This is a genomic window from Neokomagataea anthophila, assembly GCF_018122595.1.
Taxonomy (GTDB): Bacteria; Pseudomonadota; Alphaproteobacteria; order Acetobacterales; family Acetobacteraceae; genus Gluconobacter; species Gluconobacter anthophilus.
The window spans coordinates 25,483-42,484 of sequence record NZ_JAGRQH010000006.1; the positions used below are offsets into that span (position 1 = coordinate 25,483).

The following is a 17,002-nucleotide window of genomic DNA, read 5'->3' on the forward strand; positions in this document are numbered from 1 at the left end:
ATTGTCTTTAACGCAGAGCGTGTAAACCGTTGAACAGACTGAAAAGCGTCCATTTCGAGGTGAAATGGCAGGTAAGGAGTTGAACATGGCCGTCGAGATTAGAGTGCCAGCACTGGGTGAAAGTTTGACGACAGCGAGCGTTGCCCGGTGGGTTAAAAAGGCCGGGGACTATGTTCAGCTTGATGATGTGATTTTGGAATTGGAAACTGACAAGGTTTCTGTCGAGGTCGTGGCGCCTAGTGCAGGCGTACTGGCGGAGTGTTTGCCAGAAGGCACGGAAGTGGAGATTGGTGGCCTTTTGGGGCTGGTGGATGAAACAGCGCAAGCTCCCGTTCCTATGGAGACTGCTGAGGTGAAGGCGCAGCCCGCAGCGGAAGCGCAGACAGTGTCTGAGGATGCTCTGGCTGCACCGCGTTTTGAGCGTGCAGTGAAGTCACCAGAGCCTGTTGTGGTTCAGCCTAAGGTTGCCGCACCTAAAGCGCCAGCGCAGCAGGCGCGGGAGCGCCGCGTGCCGATGTCACGTTTGCGCCAGACCATCGCGACGAATCTGAAGGCAGCACAAAATAACGCTGCGATTCTCACAACCTTCAATGAAATTGATATGTCGGCGGCCAAAGCGATGCGGGCGCAATATCGAGATGACTTTGAAAAACGGCATAATGGTACGCGTTTGGGCTTTATGTCCTTTTTCGCGCGGGCTGTTGTGGTTGCGTTGAAAGACTTTCCGGCCATTAACGCGCAGATTGAAGGGGATGAAATCGTTTATCGCGATTTTGTGAACTTAGGCATTGCTGTGGGTACAGAGCGCGGTCTGGTTGTACCAGTTCTGCATGATGCAGATGCGATGAGCTTTGCAGAGCTTGAGCGTGGCATTGCCGATTATGGCACGCGTGCGCGCAAAGGCGGGTTGCGTCTGGAAGAATTGGCGCAAGGGACATTCTCCATTACGAATGGCGGTATCTTTGGGTCTTTGCTGTCCACGCCTATTCTCAATGCACCACAATCAGGCATTTTGGGGATGCATGCGATTCAGGACCGCCCTGTCGCGCGTGATGGACAGGTTGTGATCCGCCCTATGATGTATGTTGCGCTGTCTTATGATCACCGGATTGTGGATGGTCGAGAAGCGGTGAGTTTCTTGGTGCGTGTGAAGCAGTTGGTGGAAGACCCTCGGCGTTTGCTGTTGGATCTTTAAGGCGGTTGATGCGTTATTGCGGGGTTGAGGCTTTTACAGTCTCAACTCTATGTCGAGCGTTGGTGCAGTTGGGCGGTTGTTAGGGCGTCTTTCTTGTATTCGTTCGGTTGTTTAGGACTTGTTGTTGAAGCCCAGGGACACTGTTTTTCTGATGACGTTTGCTCCGTTTTTCCAAAATATGCGCCGTGGCATGGTTGTTGCGACGATGTCTTGTGTGCTGGTTGGTTGTGCACATGGCGGTCAAGCGGAGCCTGTGTCGGATGGACAAAAGGCTGTTGTCCCAGTTGTGGCTTCACCGGCGGCGCCCCCTCAGCCGCCAAGCAAGCCGACCCCTCCGCCTGTTGTCATTCCGCCATTGCCGATTGTTAATGATGTAGAAGCGCGCCGTGTGGCGCATGGTCTACAGAAGGAAATGCGTCAGAAAATCGCGCGTTTCACACCCTATACACCTGCACGACGCGCAACATTTGTACAAATGGCGCAAAGTGCCATTGAGCAGGCAGGTAAAAAAATTGACCGCCCTCAAGTGGTGATGGTTGTGGACCGTGCTGAGAGTGTGCAGCGGGTTGATTTTCTTTTGGCACTGCCAGACGCTGCGTGGGAGTCCATTGGGGGAACTCCCGTTTCCACTGGAACAACAGCGCGTAAATATTATTATATTACGCCGACGGGTGTGTATCAGAATACGATAGATCGTCTTGGTTATCGTGCTGAAGGTACGAAAAATAAGTTTGGTATTCGTGGGATTGGTGCGAAAGGCTCACGCGTATGGGACCTTGGTTGGCATACGGCAATGAAGGGCTGGCTGCCGAAGCATGAAACGGGCCAAATCCGTTTGGAAATCCATGCGACAGACCCGCAGTTTTTGGAATGGCGTCTGGGGCATTCGGCTTCAGAGGGGTGTATCCGTATTCCGGCAGCGCTTAATCAGATCATGGATCATGATGGTTTAATTGACGCTTTGTATGAGCAGGCGGCTAGCTATGATAAGCGTTTTGCTGCGTTGTTGTTGAAAGATCGGGCGCCTTTGTCCATCGCGGGGGATTTGATTGTCGTGATTGATTCCGGGCCGGGAACGGAGCCGAAAATTGATCCGCTGGCAGACAAACGCGAGCTTCCGTAAACACTCGTGAAGATTGTGTGACAACACTTAAAAATATTTTAACGACGTACTGATTTCCGCTAGAAAGCCCGCAATATTGCACTAAATATTGGCGGGTTTTTTTGATGTCTGATGTTCGGCGTTCTTTAGCGTTTCGTGCGGCATGTCTGGCCGGAACGATTTTGTTATCTGTTGCGGGTGAAGCCTATGGCGCCGACACGGTAGAGCCGACAAAAGCTGAAAAGCCAGCGCTTAAACAAGAGCAGAAACCGGCCGTTGAAAAAATTACGGTGATGGGCCGTGCGGCACGTATTGCGCCAGCTTCTGTACCGTTGAATATTACGCAACCGACCTCTGTGATTCAGGCGGGTTTCTTACGCAATAACATCGTGCCGTTGGCCAGTGTGGATGATATTATCCGCTTTCAGCCGAGTGTTTTCTCTCAGAACCCGAATGGCCCGGGTATGGGGAAGGCGGAAACCATGAGCCTTCGTGGCTTCCAAGATGGTCAATATAATATGACGTATGACGGTATTCCATTCGGGAATGCGTCTGACCTTCATCACACAACATCGTCATTATTTATCGCGCATTTTTTGGATCAGGCGCAGATTGATCGTGGCCCGGGTACGGCATCAACCATTGGTAATGCGACCTTTGGTGGAACGATTGGTTTCCGTTCGCGTGATCCTTCACAAAAAGCGGGCGTGACGCTGTACGGGACTTATGGAAGCTTCGCGACGCGCGCTGGTGGCGTGATGTTGGAGAGCGGTAAGACGCGTTTAGGGCGTGCTGTGTTAGACCTTCAGCATGAAGATACGAATGGGTATCTGACGGGTTCGGGTGAGCGTCGCAGCAATATTCTGTTCAAGGATGTTGCAGAATTAGCGCCCGAAACCACACTCACCGTACAGATGACCTATAACCGCGAGTGGCAGAATACAACGCAGGGTGCGACCCTCGCGGATTATCAGTCTTTTGGGAATAATTACGGCCTCTGTAATGACCCTGCGCGGCAGTGTTATGCTGGTTATCAGCCAAGCACATACGCAGCCGATTTTGACTATATTGGTATTAAGAGCCGTTTGAATTCTTGGTTAACCTTTGAAAACCAACTCTACACGAATGGTTTTGAGCATTCTTATACGGAAAGCACGGACCCAAGCCAACGTAGTCTCGCTGCCAATGGTGTGACGCTGTATAATGCGGCGGGTAAAAAAATCGCGACTTATGCGAATGATATTCCCGGAAAATACGCAGATGCTGCCATGCGTGCTTTCGGTGATACGCTGCGGTTTAAAGCACATACGGCCTATGGCGATGCGCTGGTGGGCATTTGGGCGGATGTGCAAAAGGATCGCCGCTATACGTATGCGGTGAATTTGAGCAAGAATTCTGCTCCCGTTATTGGGAAAACGGGTTCGGCTTATAGCTATGATATTAGCGATCTGAACACATCGTTGCAGCCGTATTTTGAGTTGGATTTGCATCCTTGGCATGGCGCGACAATTACGCCGGGGATTAAGTACACGTCGTTCCAGCGTGATTACGATGCGGCTGTGAATAAGGGAACGAAGGCTCCGTTGGATGCCGCGCAGAGCTATCATTCATGGCAGCCTTCGATTGCGATCAATCAGCGTTTGATGAAAAACTGGAGTGCTTACGCGCAGATCGCACGTGGTTTCCGTGCGCCGCCAATGGCTGTTTTCCAAGCCGGGTCGTTGGGGAGTATCAAGCCTGAAACCACACTGAATTATCAGGTTGGCTCCGTGTATCACGGACGGAACTGGATGCTGTCTGTGGATGGTTATTATATTGATTTTGATAATTATATTGCGCAGGCTCAAATTAATGTTCCCGGCCAGATTGGGACGATGTCCACTTATGTGAACAGCAGTGGTGCGATCTATAAGGGGCTTGAGGCTGAGGGGCAGTATGCCTTGGGGTGGGGCTTCTCGCTCTATGGGAATTATAGCGTGAATGATGCGACGTATAAAAACACGCGCGTTCATGTTGCCTCGACGCCTGCGTCTTTGGCGTCAGCAGGTTTGTTGTTTGAAGATCCGCGCGGTGCGTATTTCTCTCTCATGGGGAAATTTGTCGGGCCAAGCTGGGGTCTGGATAGTTTAGCAAAAAGCTCTGGTGCGACCGTGTTTGCAAACCAATATCGGATTAGCAGCAATGCTACGGCTGATTTGGCTTTGGGTTGGCGTATTCATAATATTGGCGGGTATTTGCGGGATGTAACGCCGAGCCTAAAAATTTCTAACTTGTTTAATAGCCATGCGGTGAGTGCTTTTGCCGGCAACCAAAATGTAGGTAATGCACCGTTGTATTGGCGTTTGGCGGGGCGTAGCGTGTTCTTCAACTTAACAGCGACATATCCATAATGATAAATCATGTAGTTCGTATTGCTGTAGTCGCAGGGTGTATCTTCGGGGCTGTTCTGTCATCAGCCTCGGTAGCACGCGCTGAAGTGCAGCAGGATGGTGTGCTAGAGAAAGTCGTTTTTCTTGCACGACATGGTGTGCGCAGCCCGACGAAACCAATTGCAGATTTACGGGAGATGACAGGTTTTAACTGGCCAGATTGGCCGGTGCAGCCGGGTGAGATGACCCCGCATGGTGAACAAGCTTTGGCCGCGATGGTGAAGGCAGTACATGCGCGGTATGTGGAACAAGGTATTCTTCCGGCCGGTGCCTGTGGTGAGGTTGCGCAGAATGTTGTCGTATGGGCAGATGCTGCTGACCACCGCACGCAGCGTACGGGGCAAATTTGGGCTGAGCATATTGCGCCATCTTGTGGCGTGGTAGCGCATTGGGCGAGTAGCGCGCAAAATCCGATTTTTAACGGCTTGTCTGTGCATGATATTTCGTCTGCGGAGCACATGGCGATTTTGCATGATTTTATCACGCTCTCATCACGCCCCATTCCAGCGAGTGTACTGTCAGGTTTAGCGTCTTTACAAAGTTGGGTCGCACCGGGTGGTTGTACTGTTGGGCATAAATCTAAAGCCTGTCTCCAAGCTCCTGTTTCTTTGGAGTGGAAAGATGGAAAACCGCGTCTAAAAGGGGGGATCGCTACTGCGGGAACGTTGGCTGAAAATCTTCTTTTGATGCAGACAGAAGGTTTTTCTGAAAAGGATTTCGGCTCAGAAGGGCGCGATGTTGAACATGGTCTTCAGCGTGTTTTGCCTGTGCATGAGTATGAAAGTAGCTTACTACGCCGTGCTCCTGCTTATGCGCGTGTAAGAAATGGTCAAATGGCTGATGCTATTCAGGCATTTTTATCAGACCATGTTGTATCGAATATTCCTGATGTTACATCGCAGACGCGTATTTTGGTCTTGGCAGGGCATGACTCCAACCAAGATGCTATGATGGCGCTGTTTGGTGTATCTTGGAGCTTTAGGGATCAGCCAGATAGTACCGCCCCTGATACGGTGATGGCTTTTGAGCGCTGGCGCCGGCCCAATGGACGGGAAGAGGTGGTCATTCGTGTGTATCATCAATCTGTTGCTCAATTACGCAACGCGCAGGAGCCTGACTTGAAAAATGGCGGCATTGTTTTGCACCAGAAGCATTCATGACCTGCCTTGATGTGTAGGTATTTGTTTTGATGTGAACACGTATAGTTGACCGCTATGCGTGGCTTTATCTGGCAATAGGTGCGCCAATAAGGACTGATGTGTCAGAACCCGTTTTGCGTTTAATGCAAAACGGGTTCTTCATATGCAACGAGCCCTTCCTCTGCGGGAGGAAGAATAGATCGAAAGCGTTCTTGTATCGTGTTTTTATGAAATGTGCTGCGTAGTAGGGTGCGTGATGCTGTAATATGCGCTTTCGCTACACTAGGCTTGAGGTGGGCTAGAATACTGTGTGTAAAGTCTTCGGCTGTGTGAGCAATGGCGCGTGAGAGAGTGGGATGATCCTCAGGGATGATACCTTCTGCTGCGATGGGTGTCATAATGATCGGGACACCGAAGGACCATGATTCGAGGACTTTTCCTTTGATGCCGGCTCCAAAACGGAGAGGCGCTACGCAGAGTGTTACATCATGAAGTGCTGTGCCGATATCAGGGACATAGCCAATAATTTCTACGTTGTTTTGTGGCAGCATATGAAGAGCGTGAGGCATGGCGCTGCCGATTAAGCGGCATGTTAGGTTGGGTAAGTGTTTTAACAGACGCGGCAGTATATCGAGGATGAGCCATTTGGCTGCATCCAAATTTGGTGCATGTGCGAAATGAGCAATAAATGCGATGACAGGGCGCGTGGTTGAAGGGGCTTTGGCGCGTCTGTGGATTGGGACATCCCATGGAATCGTGATGGGGTGTGCGGTAGGTACTTGGCGTTGTAAATATTTCGTTTCAACATCAGAATGTGTTATGGTGGTATCTGCCAACCACGCGCACATATTTTCTCGGATTTCTAAGCGTTGGGCTACACGCAGGAGTTCTGGTCGGGCTTCAACGCTGGACTGACGCTGTAAGCGGCGGGAGGCGAGGTCCGCAATGCTCCAGATGAGTGTGGCCGTTGGTGCGAATGCGCGTGTGAGGGCTGAGTAGCTCTCAGCATTATTCAGGCGATGGAGATAGACGGCTTCGAGACCATCACCTAAGCGTTTTAAGGCTTCTTCTGGCCCTGTAAAAATAGGCGGCATTAGGCAGGTAATGCCGAGGGTAGAGAGGCGTAAATGGTCTTCTTCTGAAGAAGGAAGGCGTGAGGCGATAAAACAGCATTCATAGCCGAGACTTTGTATGGCGCGGATATGAGAGAGCAGGGCGACCGATCCGGCATCTCGTGACGGGTCAGGGGCTTGGTCATCAATGATAAGAATACAAGGTGCGGAGTGTGTATTCGGTGTCTGAAATAGACGCTTGGCACGGCGTGAAAGATCTTTTTCAGCACGTGCTGTTACCGTCGCTGCGGCTTGATCGCGCAGTGTGTTGGATTGTTCCGTTAGGAAAGCGAGGGTTTGTTGTCGCTCTGTCTCATTATGAATATTGTTGATGGTATTAGCGATATAATGGCGTAATTCGGTGGTGAGCGTGGTGGCGCGAGGAAGAAGAGCGGGCTCCAAAAAGGGTGTTGTACCGTGATGCAGCTGGAGGCTGTAATCCTGTAGAGGGTCCAAAGGGGGGGTGAAATTATGCTCAAAACCGTAACGGCCATGACCGAGGCCGGCTTCTCGCAGGTCGTGGCGGAAGCTATTGGCTGGGATGCGCTGTGTGGCTTGGCCATTGATATAAAGCGTTAACCATACGGTACGATGCGGGTTTAGATTATCTCGTACCCAACCGGCTATTTTATGGCGGTTTGCCAAGTCTATGCAGCCTTCTAGGGCGCTGGGTAGGGGAGGAATAATGAGCGGCGTATTGAGCAGTGGACGTTGTGTTTCGGCCTCTTGAATGTCGATGTGACAGCCTTCATGAGGGGGCGGATCAGGCCAGAGCCAATGAAATGCACAATGGCCTGCACGACCTTGGGCTGTGAGATCTGAACGAAATTGGGTAGCCGTAATTTCATCGATGACGGTGCCATTTTGTAGGATGCTGAGGCGAATAGCGCGCTCAGGGCTGGCGGGGTCCATAGCCCAGCCAGCAAGCGCATCACGGGTGCAGAGGTCAAGATAGCCCGTAAGGGGGTCAGTCACGCGGAAATATTACCTTATCGGGAGTGTGTTACGCTGTCTTTTGATGTGAGAGGAGTGCAGCTTCCATGAGAGTGGTGTGGATGCGGGCAAGTTCGGGGCCACTTTCAAGGCGTGGAGCGCAATATTCAGCAGGCTTTGAAGTGATATGTGGGTACTGTTCGGCATAATGATGGGCATTATGGAACATGCCGCGTGATCCGTCATCGATAAAGCTTTCTGAGGCAGCACCTTCCGCGAGGAGAAGGTCATGGTTCTCAAGTTCAATATGAATATACGTAATTGTGCTTTCGGGGCGTGTGATTTGGTGAATAGAGTGATTATTGACCAGATGTAGGGCGGGGATCAGGTATCCGTCTAAGAACATGGCATGTAATGGTGAGACGGTGAGATCTCTGTGGGGCAAGCCATTACCGAGTGAGCCTGCCTTGAAGCGTACGGGTAAAATATCACGGTTACCAAAGGCAAAAAGAGGATCATAAGCGCGGCGGCCAATCCAATGCACTCGGCGTTCTTGGCCGCTGGCTGTGAGGATCAGATCACCGATAGCAAGGTCCTCGACGGGGCGTTCGCCTGTTGGGGTCATGATGCGCGTGCCGGGGCAGTAGCAGGGTGTGCCGATGACGAGATCTACGCCATTACCAGAAGGGGCATTAGTAAAAGAGAAAGGGGTGTTGGCGTTGGGTAGGGCAATTTCGTTGATGATGGTGCCGTTTGATAAGACGTCGAGCACTGTATTGGTGTTTTGTTGAGCAGCAGCCAGAGATGTTGTCAGGGCTGCACCCTGTACCGTGGGAGCGGTGGTTGATTGAGAGACGACAACGCCTGAAATGCCCGAGAGTGTTGCACCAGCACCTTGCAACTGGATGGTCGTGTTGGGATCAAGAGACACGTTGCCTAAAATATTGGCATTTTTTGTGAGTATGACTGTGGCACCGCTACTAGCCGTTAAATTGGTGACGGTTGTGTTGTTCCCGACGATAAGTTGTGTGCCGGAAACGAGCGATATATTCGTGAGAGTGCCACCGTTATCGACGATGGTGGCGAGGGCTGTAGGGCCTTGTTGGTAATATTGGTTGTTTTGTTGAACCCAGCCATTAAGGGTTGTGATGTTGTTCGCTGTTCCGCCTTCTATGTCTAATGTACCGCCAGAAGTGATGGATGCAGTGTTCAGTGTGCCGCCGCTGAGAACGGTTTGAGTGCCGCCGGAGGTGACACTTTGATAGTACATTACGTTGCCAATATTAACGATGGCACCGTTGATGGTGACGTTATCGGATATGGCGCCATTTTGGATGATAGAGCTGCCGAAGGTACCGATTGTTGTATTGCTGGCATAAGAGCCTGATTGGAGTATTTGGCTTGCTGTGCTGTATGAATAATAAAATGTACTACCCATCCCCATGCCGCCTTCAAAATTAGCGCCAGAGATCGTGGTATTTAGGGCTGCGCCTCCAGAGAGAACTGTTTGTGAAGATGGAACAGCTATTGTTGGTAGACCGGGGGAATCTGTTTCGTACGTTCCGCCAATACCGCTAATCACGCTACCGGACACGGCGGATCCGGCTGAAATAATGAGTGTGCCTGATGTGACAATCGGTGTGGAGACAAGGCCGTTCACCAAGGGAGTGGTCACGCTCCCAGATACGACACCACCAGCATAGACGTTATAAACTGCGCCGGTCTCTGGGTTGGTGAAGGTTGGTGTGCCCTGTTTGTTGAAATTGGTTATGAGGTCAATGCCGCCGGTGGACGTTGTAAGAAATTGGTATGGCGTGGTGAGATTGGGAATAGCGAGTGTATTGAGAACGCCGCCGCTGGAGAGAATTTCAAGGACGGGTGTATTTTGCGTGAACGTTTGACCTTGTGCATTGGTGATGACACCACCAGACGAAATAACTTGGCCGCTGAGTGCGGAGGCATTTGTAGCACCAGCAAGAGATAAGACGGCACCGGGGTCTAGGGAGAGGCCATCGAGCAGGTTTGCACCGCTATTGAGTATGAGTGTTGCGCCGCTATTTACGGTTAGATTATGGGCTGTTGTATTGGAGCCAAGTCTGAGCGTATTGCCGGAGTTAAGGGTAGCTGATGTTAAGCTGCCGTTATTATCAATAATGGTTCCGCTGCCAGAAGAGACAGTAATAGCGCTCGCTGTTCCCCCTTCAATATCAAGAGTGCCAGAACTCACTGTAATGCTATTGGCTGTGCCGCCGCTGGAGACAATTTGCATGCCGCCGGTGAGGATTACGTTATCGGTGATTGCTCCGTTATAGACGGTGGACTGACCATTCGTGCCGATTATGGTTGCGCTGGCATAGGCGCCGCTTTGTAGTGTTTGGAAGGCAGAATCTTGAGGGGTTGTTGCTGGGTTTCCGGTGCCGGATAATGTCGTGTTGAGTGCAGCGCCGCCTGAAAGAACGTTTTGTTTTGCGTCGATTTCGAGGGGAATTTGCATGAATGTTTTGTTTGGCATTGCGTCAAGAGATGTTCCGGTGATGGTCGAACCGGAGATGGCGCTGCCTGAAGAAATCGTTTGCAATCCGGGGGTAACGTATTGGCTTCCAGGGTTTCCACCGATAGTGCCGGCAATCGTACCGCCGCCTGAAACAGTGTAGGAGGATCCGGTTTCGGGTGCGATAAATGTGCTTGATGAGGAGGCCGGCATGGGTTTAGGTCCTCTATTATAGAGTATTTACGGTTTTACATGTTCAATTTTGGGCATAATAATTATTGTAAAATATATCTTTTCGTTAGTTAATAAAACGTCAAAATATTTTTCGTAATTAATGAAATTTATTATTTCTCGGATGGACTAAAAAGTTCCACTAAATCTGTTAAATGCCCAATATCATGAAGTGACAGACCGGCAGGTGGCTTTGTACGGGCAGAGCCGGCGGCAATTCGGCGTGGGAGTATGGCTGCGTTAAAGCCGAGCTTGGCTGTTTCTTTTAAACGTAAGTCGGACTGGGACACTTGGCGTACTTCTCCAGAGAGGCCAACCTCTCCGAAATAGGCTGCAGTGGGTGATGTTGGTGTGCCTGTTGCAGCAGAAATGAGGGCTGCAGCAACGGCCATATCTGCGGCGGGTTCGTTGACGCGCATGCCGCCGGCAATGTTCAGGTGTACGTCCATTGCTGCTAGTTTAAGGCCGCAGCGCGCGTCCAAAACAGCGAGGAGCATATTAAGGCGGGCCGTATCCCAGCCGACTACAGCGCGGCGCGGTGCACCATCTCCCGCTTTGGGTGAGAGAAGGGCCTGAATTTCCAGAAGAACGGGGCGTGTACCTTCTAATCCAGCAAAGACTGCTGATCCTGCAATATTGCCGCGTCGTTCTGCTAAGAAGAGGGCTGACGGATTAGGGACTTCGTTCAGTCCCGTATCTGTCATGGCAAAAACACCAATTTCATCGGTGGCTCCGAAACGGTTTTTTGCAGCGCGGAGAATACGGAATTGGTGCCCGCGATCGCCTTCAAAATACATTACGGCATCGACCATATGTTCCAGAACGCGTGGGCCAGCTAATGCGCCTTCTTTGGTCACGTGACCAATGAGGATTAATGCAAAGCCAAGCGTTTTGGCGAGGCGGATAAGCTCAAAGGCGCAAGCGCGAACTTGGGCTACGGAGCCCGGTGCGCTTTCGATATTTTCCAGCCACATGGTTTGGATGGAATCAATGACGACAACGGTATGTTTGCGTTCGTGCTCAAGGGAGCCAACGATTTCGCCTACATTTATGGAGGCTGCGAGGTCTAGAGAATCCAATGTTTTGGGGTTTTGGTCTAAGCCTAAACGCTGGGCACGGATGCGGATTTGGTCCACCGCTTCTTCCCCAGAGACATATAAAACACGATGGCCGCTTTGTGCGAGGGCACATGTGGTTTGCAGCATGAGGGTTGATTTGCCGATGCCGGGGTCACCGCCGACCAGCACGACGGAGGCCGGGACAAGGCCGCCCCCTAAAACGCGGTCAAGTTCTGCAATGGATGTGCTGATGCGTGGGGGAGGCTTTACTTCACCATCAAGACGCACGGTGTTGAGGCGCCCTGAGCGGAGGTTGCCTGTTTTGCGTGCCGTAGGTTCGGCTGTCTCTTCGACGAGTGAATTCCACTCACCGCAGGCATCGCATTTACCGGCCCATTTTGGGGTGGTGGTGCCGCAGGATTGGCAAACGTAACGAGAGGAAGCTTTGCGTGCCATTGCGGGAGTCTTTTGGGTAAAGGGTTAGGCTTTTGAACGCAAAATCGCACGTGCTAATGTGCGCGATACGACCATAATGACGACCATGCCGACCGCAGGTACGAGAATGCCTGGGTGGGTTTGCATGTAGCGCAAAAGCAAAAACAGCATGGGAATGGCGATCACATAGCTGAGCAGCATACGATAGATGAGCGGCCGCGTGAAAAGTGGGGGACGGTTCCGTTGAGGGATCACTTGCGTGGCTCCATATTGATCGGGCCTTCACGGCGGCCATGTGTGAACTGATCAACCATTGCGTTGCCGGAGTTCATCAGTTCCGTTGCTTTGCCTTTCCAGACGAGTTTGCCTTGGTACAGCATGGCGGCATCGGTACCGATGCGCTGTGCGGAGGCCATATCATGAGTGATGGCAATAGCGGTTGAGCCAAGTTTTTGGACGCAGTCGACGATTAATCCATCAATCACGGCACCCATAATGGGATCAAGGCCTGTGGTAGGTTCATCAAAGAACAAAATATCGGGGCGCCCCGCGATGGCGCGGGCGAGGCCTACGCGCTTTTGCATACCACCGGAGAGTTCAGATGGAGCCAGTGCACCAATAGACGGAGCGAGGCCGACTTGTTCCAGTAAAGGTTCTGCGAGGGTGCGCGCTTGGGATTTGGATGGCTTAGGTCCGCTGCCCGGATGGTGCTTGGCGCGGAGGCCAAAGCCAATATTGTCGGCAACGCTCATGCTGTCGAACAGGGCGGCATTTTGGAAGAGCATGCCAATCTGGCGGCGGAGGACTTCACGTCGTGCACGTGACGCTGTGAGGATGTTCTCACCATCAATTTCGATGCTGCCGCTATCGGGTTCAATGAGGCCCAAAATACAGCGCAGAAGCACAGACTTCCCGGAACCTGACCCGCCAATAATGACCATGGAGGTGCGCGGCATGACATCAAGGTCAATGCCATCAAGCACAGTCTTAGAACCAAAGGCTTTGGAGAGGCCCCGGATGCGAATTTTTGGGCTCTGGCTCACAGGGTCACTCATTGTGAAAAGAAGAGGTCGGTCAGGAGATAGTCAAATAAGAAGAGCAGAATAGAGGCCCCGACAACAGCCGCCGTTGTGGCTGACCCTACGCCTTCAGCACCGCCACGGCTGTTATAGCCGTGATAGCAGCCCAATAAGGAAATCAGGAAACCAAACGTCGCAGCTTTAGCGAGGCCGACGACCACATCAATGGTCTTCAGTGCGCTAAGGGTTGCGAGGATATAGGATGACGGAGAGAATCCGAGCTTGGCAACAGAAACTGTGAAGCCACCGAGAACACCTAAAATATCGGCGATGAGCACTAAGCAGGGGAGTGCTAATGTGCCGGCCAAAAGACGTGGCGTGACCAGATATTTCATGGGGTTGGTAGAGAGTGTACTGAGGGCGTCGATCTGATCGGTGACGCGCATCGTGCCGATTTCAGCGGACATGGCAGCGCCCACGCGCCCTGCCACCATTAGGCCAGCGAGAACGGGGCCGAGTTCACGCGTTACGGCTAGTACGACGATCCCTGCAATAGCGCTTTGTACATGGTATTGTCCGAACCCTGTATAGGATTGCAGAGCAATCACAGCACCAGAGAACAGAGCTGTCAGCGCCACGACCGGTAGCGAGAAGAATCCGATTTCTAGCAGGCTCGTCAAAAAGACGCGGCCATAGAATGGCGGGCGCACGAGGTGCGACAGACCTTCAAGGGCGAAAAGGGCCAAAGCGCCAGCATGGCGGATCAACCCTAGGACGGCGCGACCAATGGCCGCGATGAGTTCGATAACGGCGTTCACTCTTCAGCCCCTACCTTGCCTTTTGGTCCACGTCAAAGTTCTGTGATCTCTGTATCAGTTATGTGACGGTGTTGCGGATATGTTTGGAGTGGGTGTGGGCTGCTCAGTTTGTGGGGCTGGGGGGGTGACAACGGGAGTGTTGGGGAGTGGTAAATCTGCATGAGGGCGCAAGGAGGGCGGTGGTGTGATGGTGGGCTCTGTTGGCGCTACAGGCAGGCGTGGTGATGTAGTGATCATACCGGAGGGAGCTGCTGGCGCGGGTGTTATCGGTGCGGTTGGTGCTGATTGTGGTGGTGCCGGGGGCGCTACCATTGGCGGCGGTGCAGCTGTGGCGGTTGGTGGTATGGGTGCTGAAGGAGCCGGAGCTGTGACTGTGGCAGTGGTTTGTGGTGGTTTGGCGGGAGGAGGAGTAGGCGTAGGTGTCGCCGCTGGTGGCATTGCGGTTTGTGAGGGTGGAGTATCCCCGACATGCACGGTGCCCGTCCCAGAGCGTACGACGGGTCCATTGACCTGTGCGACATCAACAGTGCCTGTGCCGTTAGCGGTAATTGTGGCGAGTGATGCGCTGCTGGCTAACGCGGCGGAGGCATTATCTGCTGTGACGAGGGTAAGGGCTTCAATCGTGCCTTGAGCGACGTTGAGTGTCGCGCTGTTTGTGAGTTGTGCGGAAAAGGCCGTGAGATTCGCATGGTCTGCGGTGAAGCTCGTATTGCCGGATGCAACGATTTGGGCAGCACGGTCCAGCGTACCGATATGCACGCTGGATGTGCCGCGCATGCTCAGGTCGAGTGATTGGATATTGTCGGCTGTTAAGGCGTTGGAATCTAAGCTGGCGTCCAAAGATGCAAGCTTTCCAGTGATGGTGAAGCGTGTATCGTGGCTGTCATGGATAGAAATGCCGGTAATCGGGGAGACGCTAATGGTCAGGCGGCCAGCAGGAGCACAACTGCGTGTGGAGACTGTGATGCGGCTCTCGGCTTCGTCTTTTCCGGTTCGGAGCATCACTTGCGTGGCATTGCTGCTGTCGAGCGTTGCGCCATCCTTCATGGATGGGTCCACAATGATATGCACGGTGCCAGAGCATGGAACGGTAAGGTCTAGGTCCTCTCCAGACATGGTGATGTGTGCGGCATAAGCTGGGAAAGATGCAGCGCTGGCGAGGAGGCTTGTAACCAGTAAGGTGCGTATAAGCGGACGGATAACAGGCCGCAGGTGTGTTGTTATGTGGCGTGTCGTGCGGGATGTCATCCTACGCTCCTTGCGTACCGCTCGTGTGAGGCCAGTTGGTATGGTTGTGGCCGAGTATTTTGTCCAATGAATTTAGCATGAGCGCTCCGTGCTGTCAGGCGGGAGGTTTTTGTATAAAATCACTAAAATAAACGGTAATACCATATTATATCGTTGAAATTGATGGTGTGACGTCTTATGTCTGCCTCAGTCATTGTCGTGCTCTGCGGTGTTCGCCATGCATGACGTTGGATTGGGTGGCGCTTATGTCTCTTTCCCCAACCGAACTGAAAGCCCTTCTGGCTACGCCAGAAGAGGATGTCTTAGTGCGTGTTCTGGCTGAGTTTCGGGGGCGCGTGGCGGTGATTTCGTCTTTTGGTGCTGAGTCGGCAGTGTTGCTGGACTTGGTGGCGCAAAGAGATGCGTCGATACCGGTTTTTTTCTTGGACACGCAAAGACATTTTGCTGAGACATTAGCGTATCGTCATACGCTGACGCAGGCGCTGTCTTTGCAAGATGTGCGCGTGATTGGACCGTCCGCGCTGCAATTACAGACGAGGGACCCGCAGGATCAGCTTGCGGCATTTGATCCTGATGCATGTTGTGCATTGCGGAAAGTGGAACCGCTGGATAGCGTTCTTCCGGAGTTTGATTTGTGGCTGACGGGGCGTAAGCGCAGTCAGGCAAAGACACGGGCGGCTTTGCCTGTTGTGGATGTACAGCCTGATGGGCGGGTGAAGATTAACCCGTTGGCAGGTTGGGGGCCGGAACGAGTGGAAGCGGTGATGCGTACGCGTGGTTTGCCGCGTCATCCACTTGTGGCTCAAGGGTATACGTCAATCGGTTGTGCGCCTTGTACGCGTGCGATTGGCGAAGGTGAGGATGCGCGGGCCGGTCGTTGGGCTGGTCTGGCAAAAACGGAATGTGGCATTCATCGCCCGAGTTAAGGGGATGAAGGTGTCATGCAGACGGAGACCAGAATGACCTCGGGCATATCTCAGGCAACGCCTCGTGTTATGGATGATCTTGACCAGTTGGAAGCGCAAAGCATTTTTGTTTTGCGTGAGGCGTATCGGAAATTAAAGCCGCTTTCCTTGCTGTGGTCTTTGGGTAAAGACAGCAATGTGATGGTGTGGTTGGCGCGGAAAGCCTTTATGGGGCGTGTGCCTTTTCCGGTGATGCATGTGGATACGGGGAAGAAGTTCCCGGAAATGTATGCATTCCGTGAAGAATACGCCAAGAAGTGGGATCTGGATTTGATCCTTGGTGATTGCCCGCCTGTTGAAGAGATTGACCCATCTCTGCCGCCCGCTGCGCGCTCTGCTGCGCGTAAAACTGCTGGCCTGGCTAAAATGATCGATAAGCACAAGCTGCGTGGTGTGATCGCGGGTATTCGCCGTGATGAGCAGGCCACGCGCGCGAAGGAGCGAGTGTTTAGCCCGCGTGGTGCGGGGCATCGTTGGGATGTGCGTAATCAGCCGCCGGAGTTCTGGGATCAATATGCGACGCCGTATGAGGACGGCATGCATATTCGTGTTCATCCGCTGTTATCATGGCGTGAGATCGATATTTGGCGCTATATTGAGCGCGAGAATATTCCGCTTGTTGATTTGTATTTTGCCAAGGGTGGCAAGCGTTACCGCTCATTGGGTGACCAAGACATTACCAGTCCGGTTGAGAGCAATGCGTCCACTGTGGCGGAAGTGATTGCTGAGTTGGAAAACAGCAAGACATCCGAACGTGCAGGCCGGGCAATGGATCATGAATCAGAAGACGCGTTTGAGCGCCTGCGTGTGGCGGGGTATCTGTAAAA

At 52.5% G+C, this 17,002-nt stretch carries 13 protein-coding genes; 6 read left to right on the forward strand and 7 right to left on the reverse strand.

All coding sequences use genetic code 11. The annotated features are described in order from the left end of the window. Positions 1-85 precede the first annotated feature (85 nt). From sucB to KB213_RS09010, 4 genes are all read left to right on the forward strand, one after another. A complete protein-coding gene (gene sucB, locus KB213_RS08995; protein ID WP_211682358.1) occupies positions 86-1,195 on the forward strand; it encodes a dihydrolipoyllysine-residue succinyltransferase in 1,110 nt (369 codons plus the stop codon). Between the two features lie 151 nt (positions 1,196-1,346). Continuing rightward, positions 1,347-2,318: a L,D-transpeptidase gene (locus KB213_RS09000; RefSeq protein WP_249110434.1), complete on the forward strand. Its 972-nt coding sequence runs from the start codon at positions 1,347-1,349 to the stop codon at positions 2,316-2,318. A gap of 104 nt (positions 2,319-2,422) precedes the next feature. Further along, positions 2,423-4,687 carry a TonB-dependent receptor gene (locus KB213_RS09005; RefSeq protein WP_211682360.1) on the forward strand — a complete coding sequence of 755 codons (2,265 nt, stop codon included), beginning with the start codon at positions 2,423-2,425 and terminating at the stop codon, positions 4,685-4,687. Further along, on the forward strand, positions 4,687-5,886 hold the full coding sequence (locus KB213_RS09010) for a histidine-type phosphatase (RefSeq protein ID WP_211682362.1): 1,200 nt from the start codon (positions 4,687-4,689) through the stop codon (positions 5,884-5,886). The genes KB213_RS09005 and KB213_RS09010 overlap by 1 nt, the downstream gene beginning before the upstream one ends. 119 nt (positions 5,887-6,005) lie before the next feature. Here KB213_RS09010 and KB213_RS13105 read toward each other — a convergent pair whose 3' ends face one another. The 7 genes from KB213_RS13105 to KB213_RS09045 all read right to left on the reverse strand — a co-directional run bounded on the left by KB213_RS13105 (position 6,006) and on the right by KB213_RS09045 (position 15,210). Then, the gene (locus tag KB213_RS13105; RefSeq protein ID WP_211682364.1) at positions 6,006-7,952 is read right to left on the reverse strand and encodes a glycosyltransferase; all 1,947 of its coding nucleotides are present in this window, start codon (positions 7,950-7,952) and stop codon (positions 6,006-6,008) included. Positions 7,953-7,980: 28 nt separating this feature from the next. Continuing rightward, on the reverse strand, positions 7,981-10,614 hold the full coding sequence (locus tag KB213_RS09020) for a Hint domain-containing protein (RefSeq protein WP_211682366.1): 2,634 nt from the start codon (positions 10,612-10,614) through the stop codon (positions 7,981-7,983). 131 nt (positions 10,615-10,745) lie between these two features. Next, positions 10,746-12,146, reverse strand: a complete 1,401-nt coding sequence (gene radA / locus KB213_RS09025; RefSeq protein WP_211682368.1) for a DNA repair protein RadA — start codon at positions 12,144-12,146, stop codon at positions 10,746-10,748. Positions 12,147-12,170: 24 nt separating this feature from the next. Beyond that, on the reverse strand, positions 12,171-12,380 hold the full coding sequence (locus tag KB213_RS09030; protein ID WP_211682370.1) for a hypothetical protein: 210 nt from the start codon (positions 12,378-12,380) through the stop codon (positions 12,171-12,173). Continuing rightward, on the reverse strand, positions 12,377-13,180 hold the full coding sequence (locus KB213_RS09035) for an ABC transporter ATP-binding protein (RefSeq protein WP_211682372.1): 804 nt from the start codon (positions 13,178-13,180) through the stop codon (positions 12,377-12,379). The genes KB213_RS09030 and KB213_RS09035 overlap by 4 nt, the downstream gene beginning before the upstream one ends. After that, positions 13,177-13,962, reverse strand: coding sequence for an MlaE family ABC transporter permease (locus tag KB213_RS09040; protein WP_068171905.1), 786 nt, complete (start codon positions 13,960-13,962; stop codon positions 13,177-13,179). Before KB213_RS09040 ends, KB213_RS09035 begins: the two co-directional genes overlap by 4 nt. A gap of 54 nt (positions 13,963-14,016) precedes the next feature. After that, positions 14,017-15,210, reverse strand: coding sequence for a hypothetical protein (locus tag KB213_RS09045; protein ID WP_211682374.1), 1,194 nt, complete (start codon positions 15,208-15,210; stop codon positions 14,017-14,019). Positions 15,211-15,455: 245 nt separating this feature from the next. Between KB213_RS09045 and KB213_RS09050 the strand changes: the two genes are divergently transcribed. Together KB213_RS09050 and cysD are read left to right on the forward strand one after the other, a co-directional pair. Continuing rightward, positions 15,456-16,136: a phosphoadenylyl-sulfate reductase gene (locus KB213_RS09050; RefSeq protein ID WP_211682484.1), complete on the forward strand. Its 681-nt coding sequence runs from the start codon at positions 15,456-15,458 to the stop codon at positions 16,134-16,136. A 69-nt stretch (positions 16,137-16,205) separates the two neighbouring features. Next, a complete protein-coding gene (gene cysD / locus KB213_RS09055) occupies positions 16,206-17,000 on the forward strand; it encodes a sulfate adenylyltransferase subunit CysD (protein WP_068171978.1) in 795 nt (264 codons plus the stop codon). The last annotated feature ends 2 nt before the right edge of the window (positions 17,001-17,002 follow it).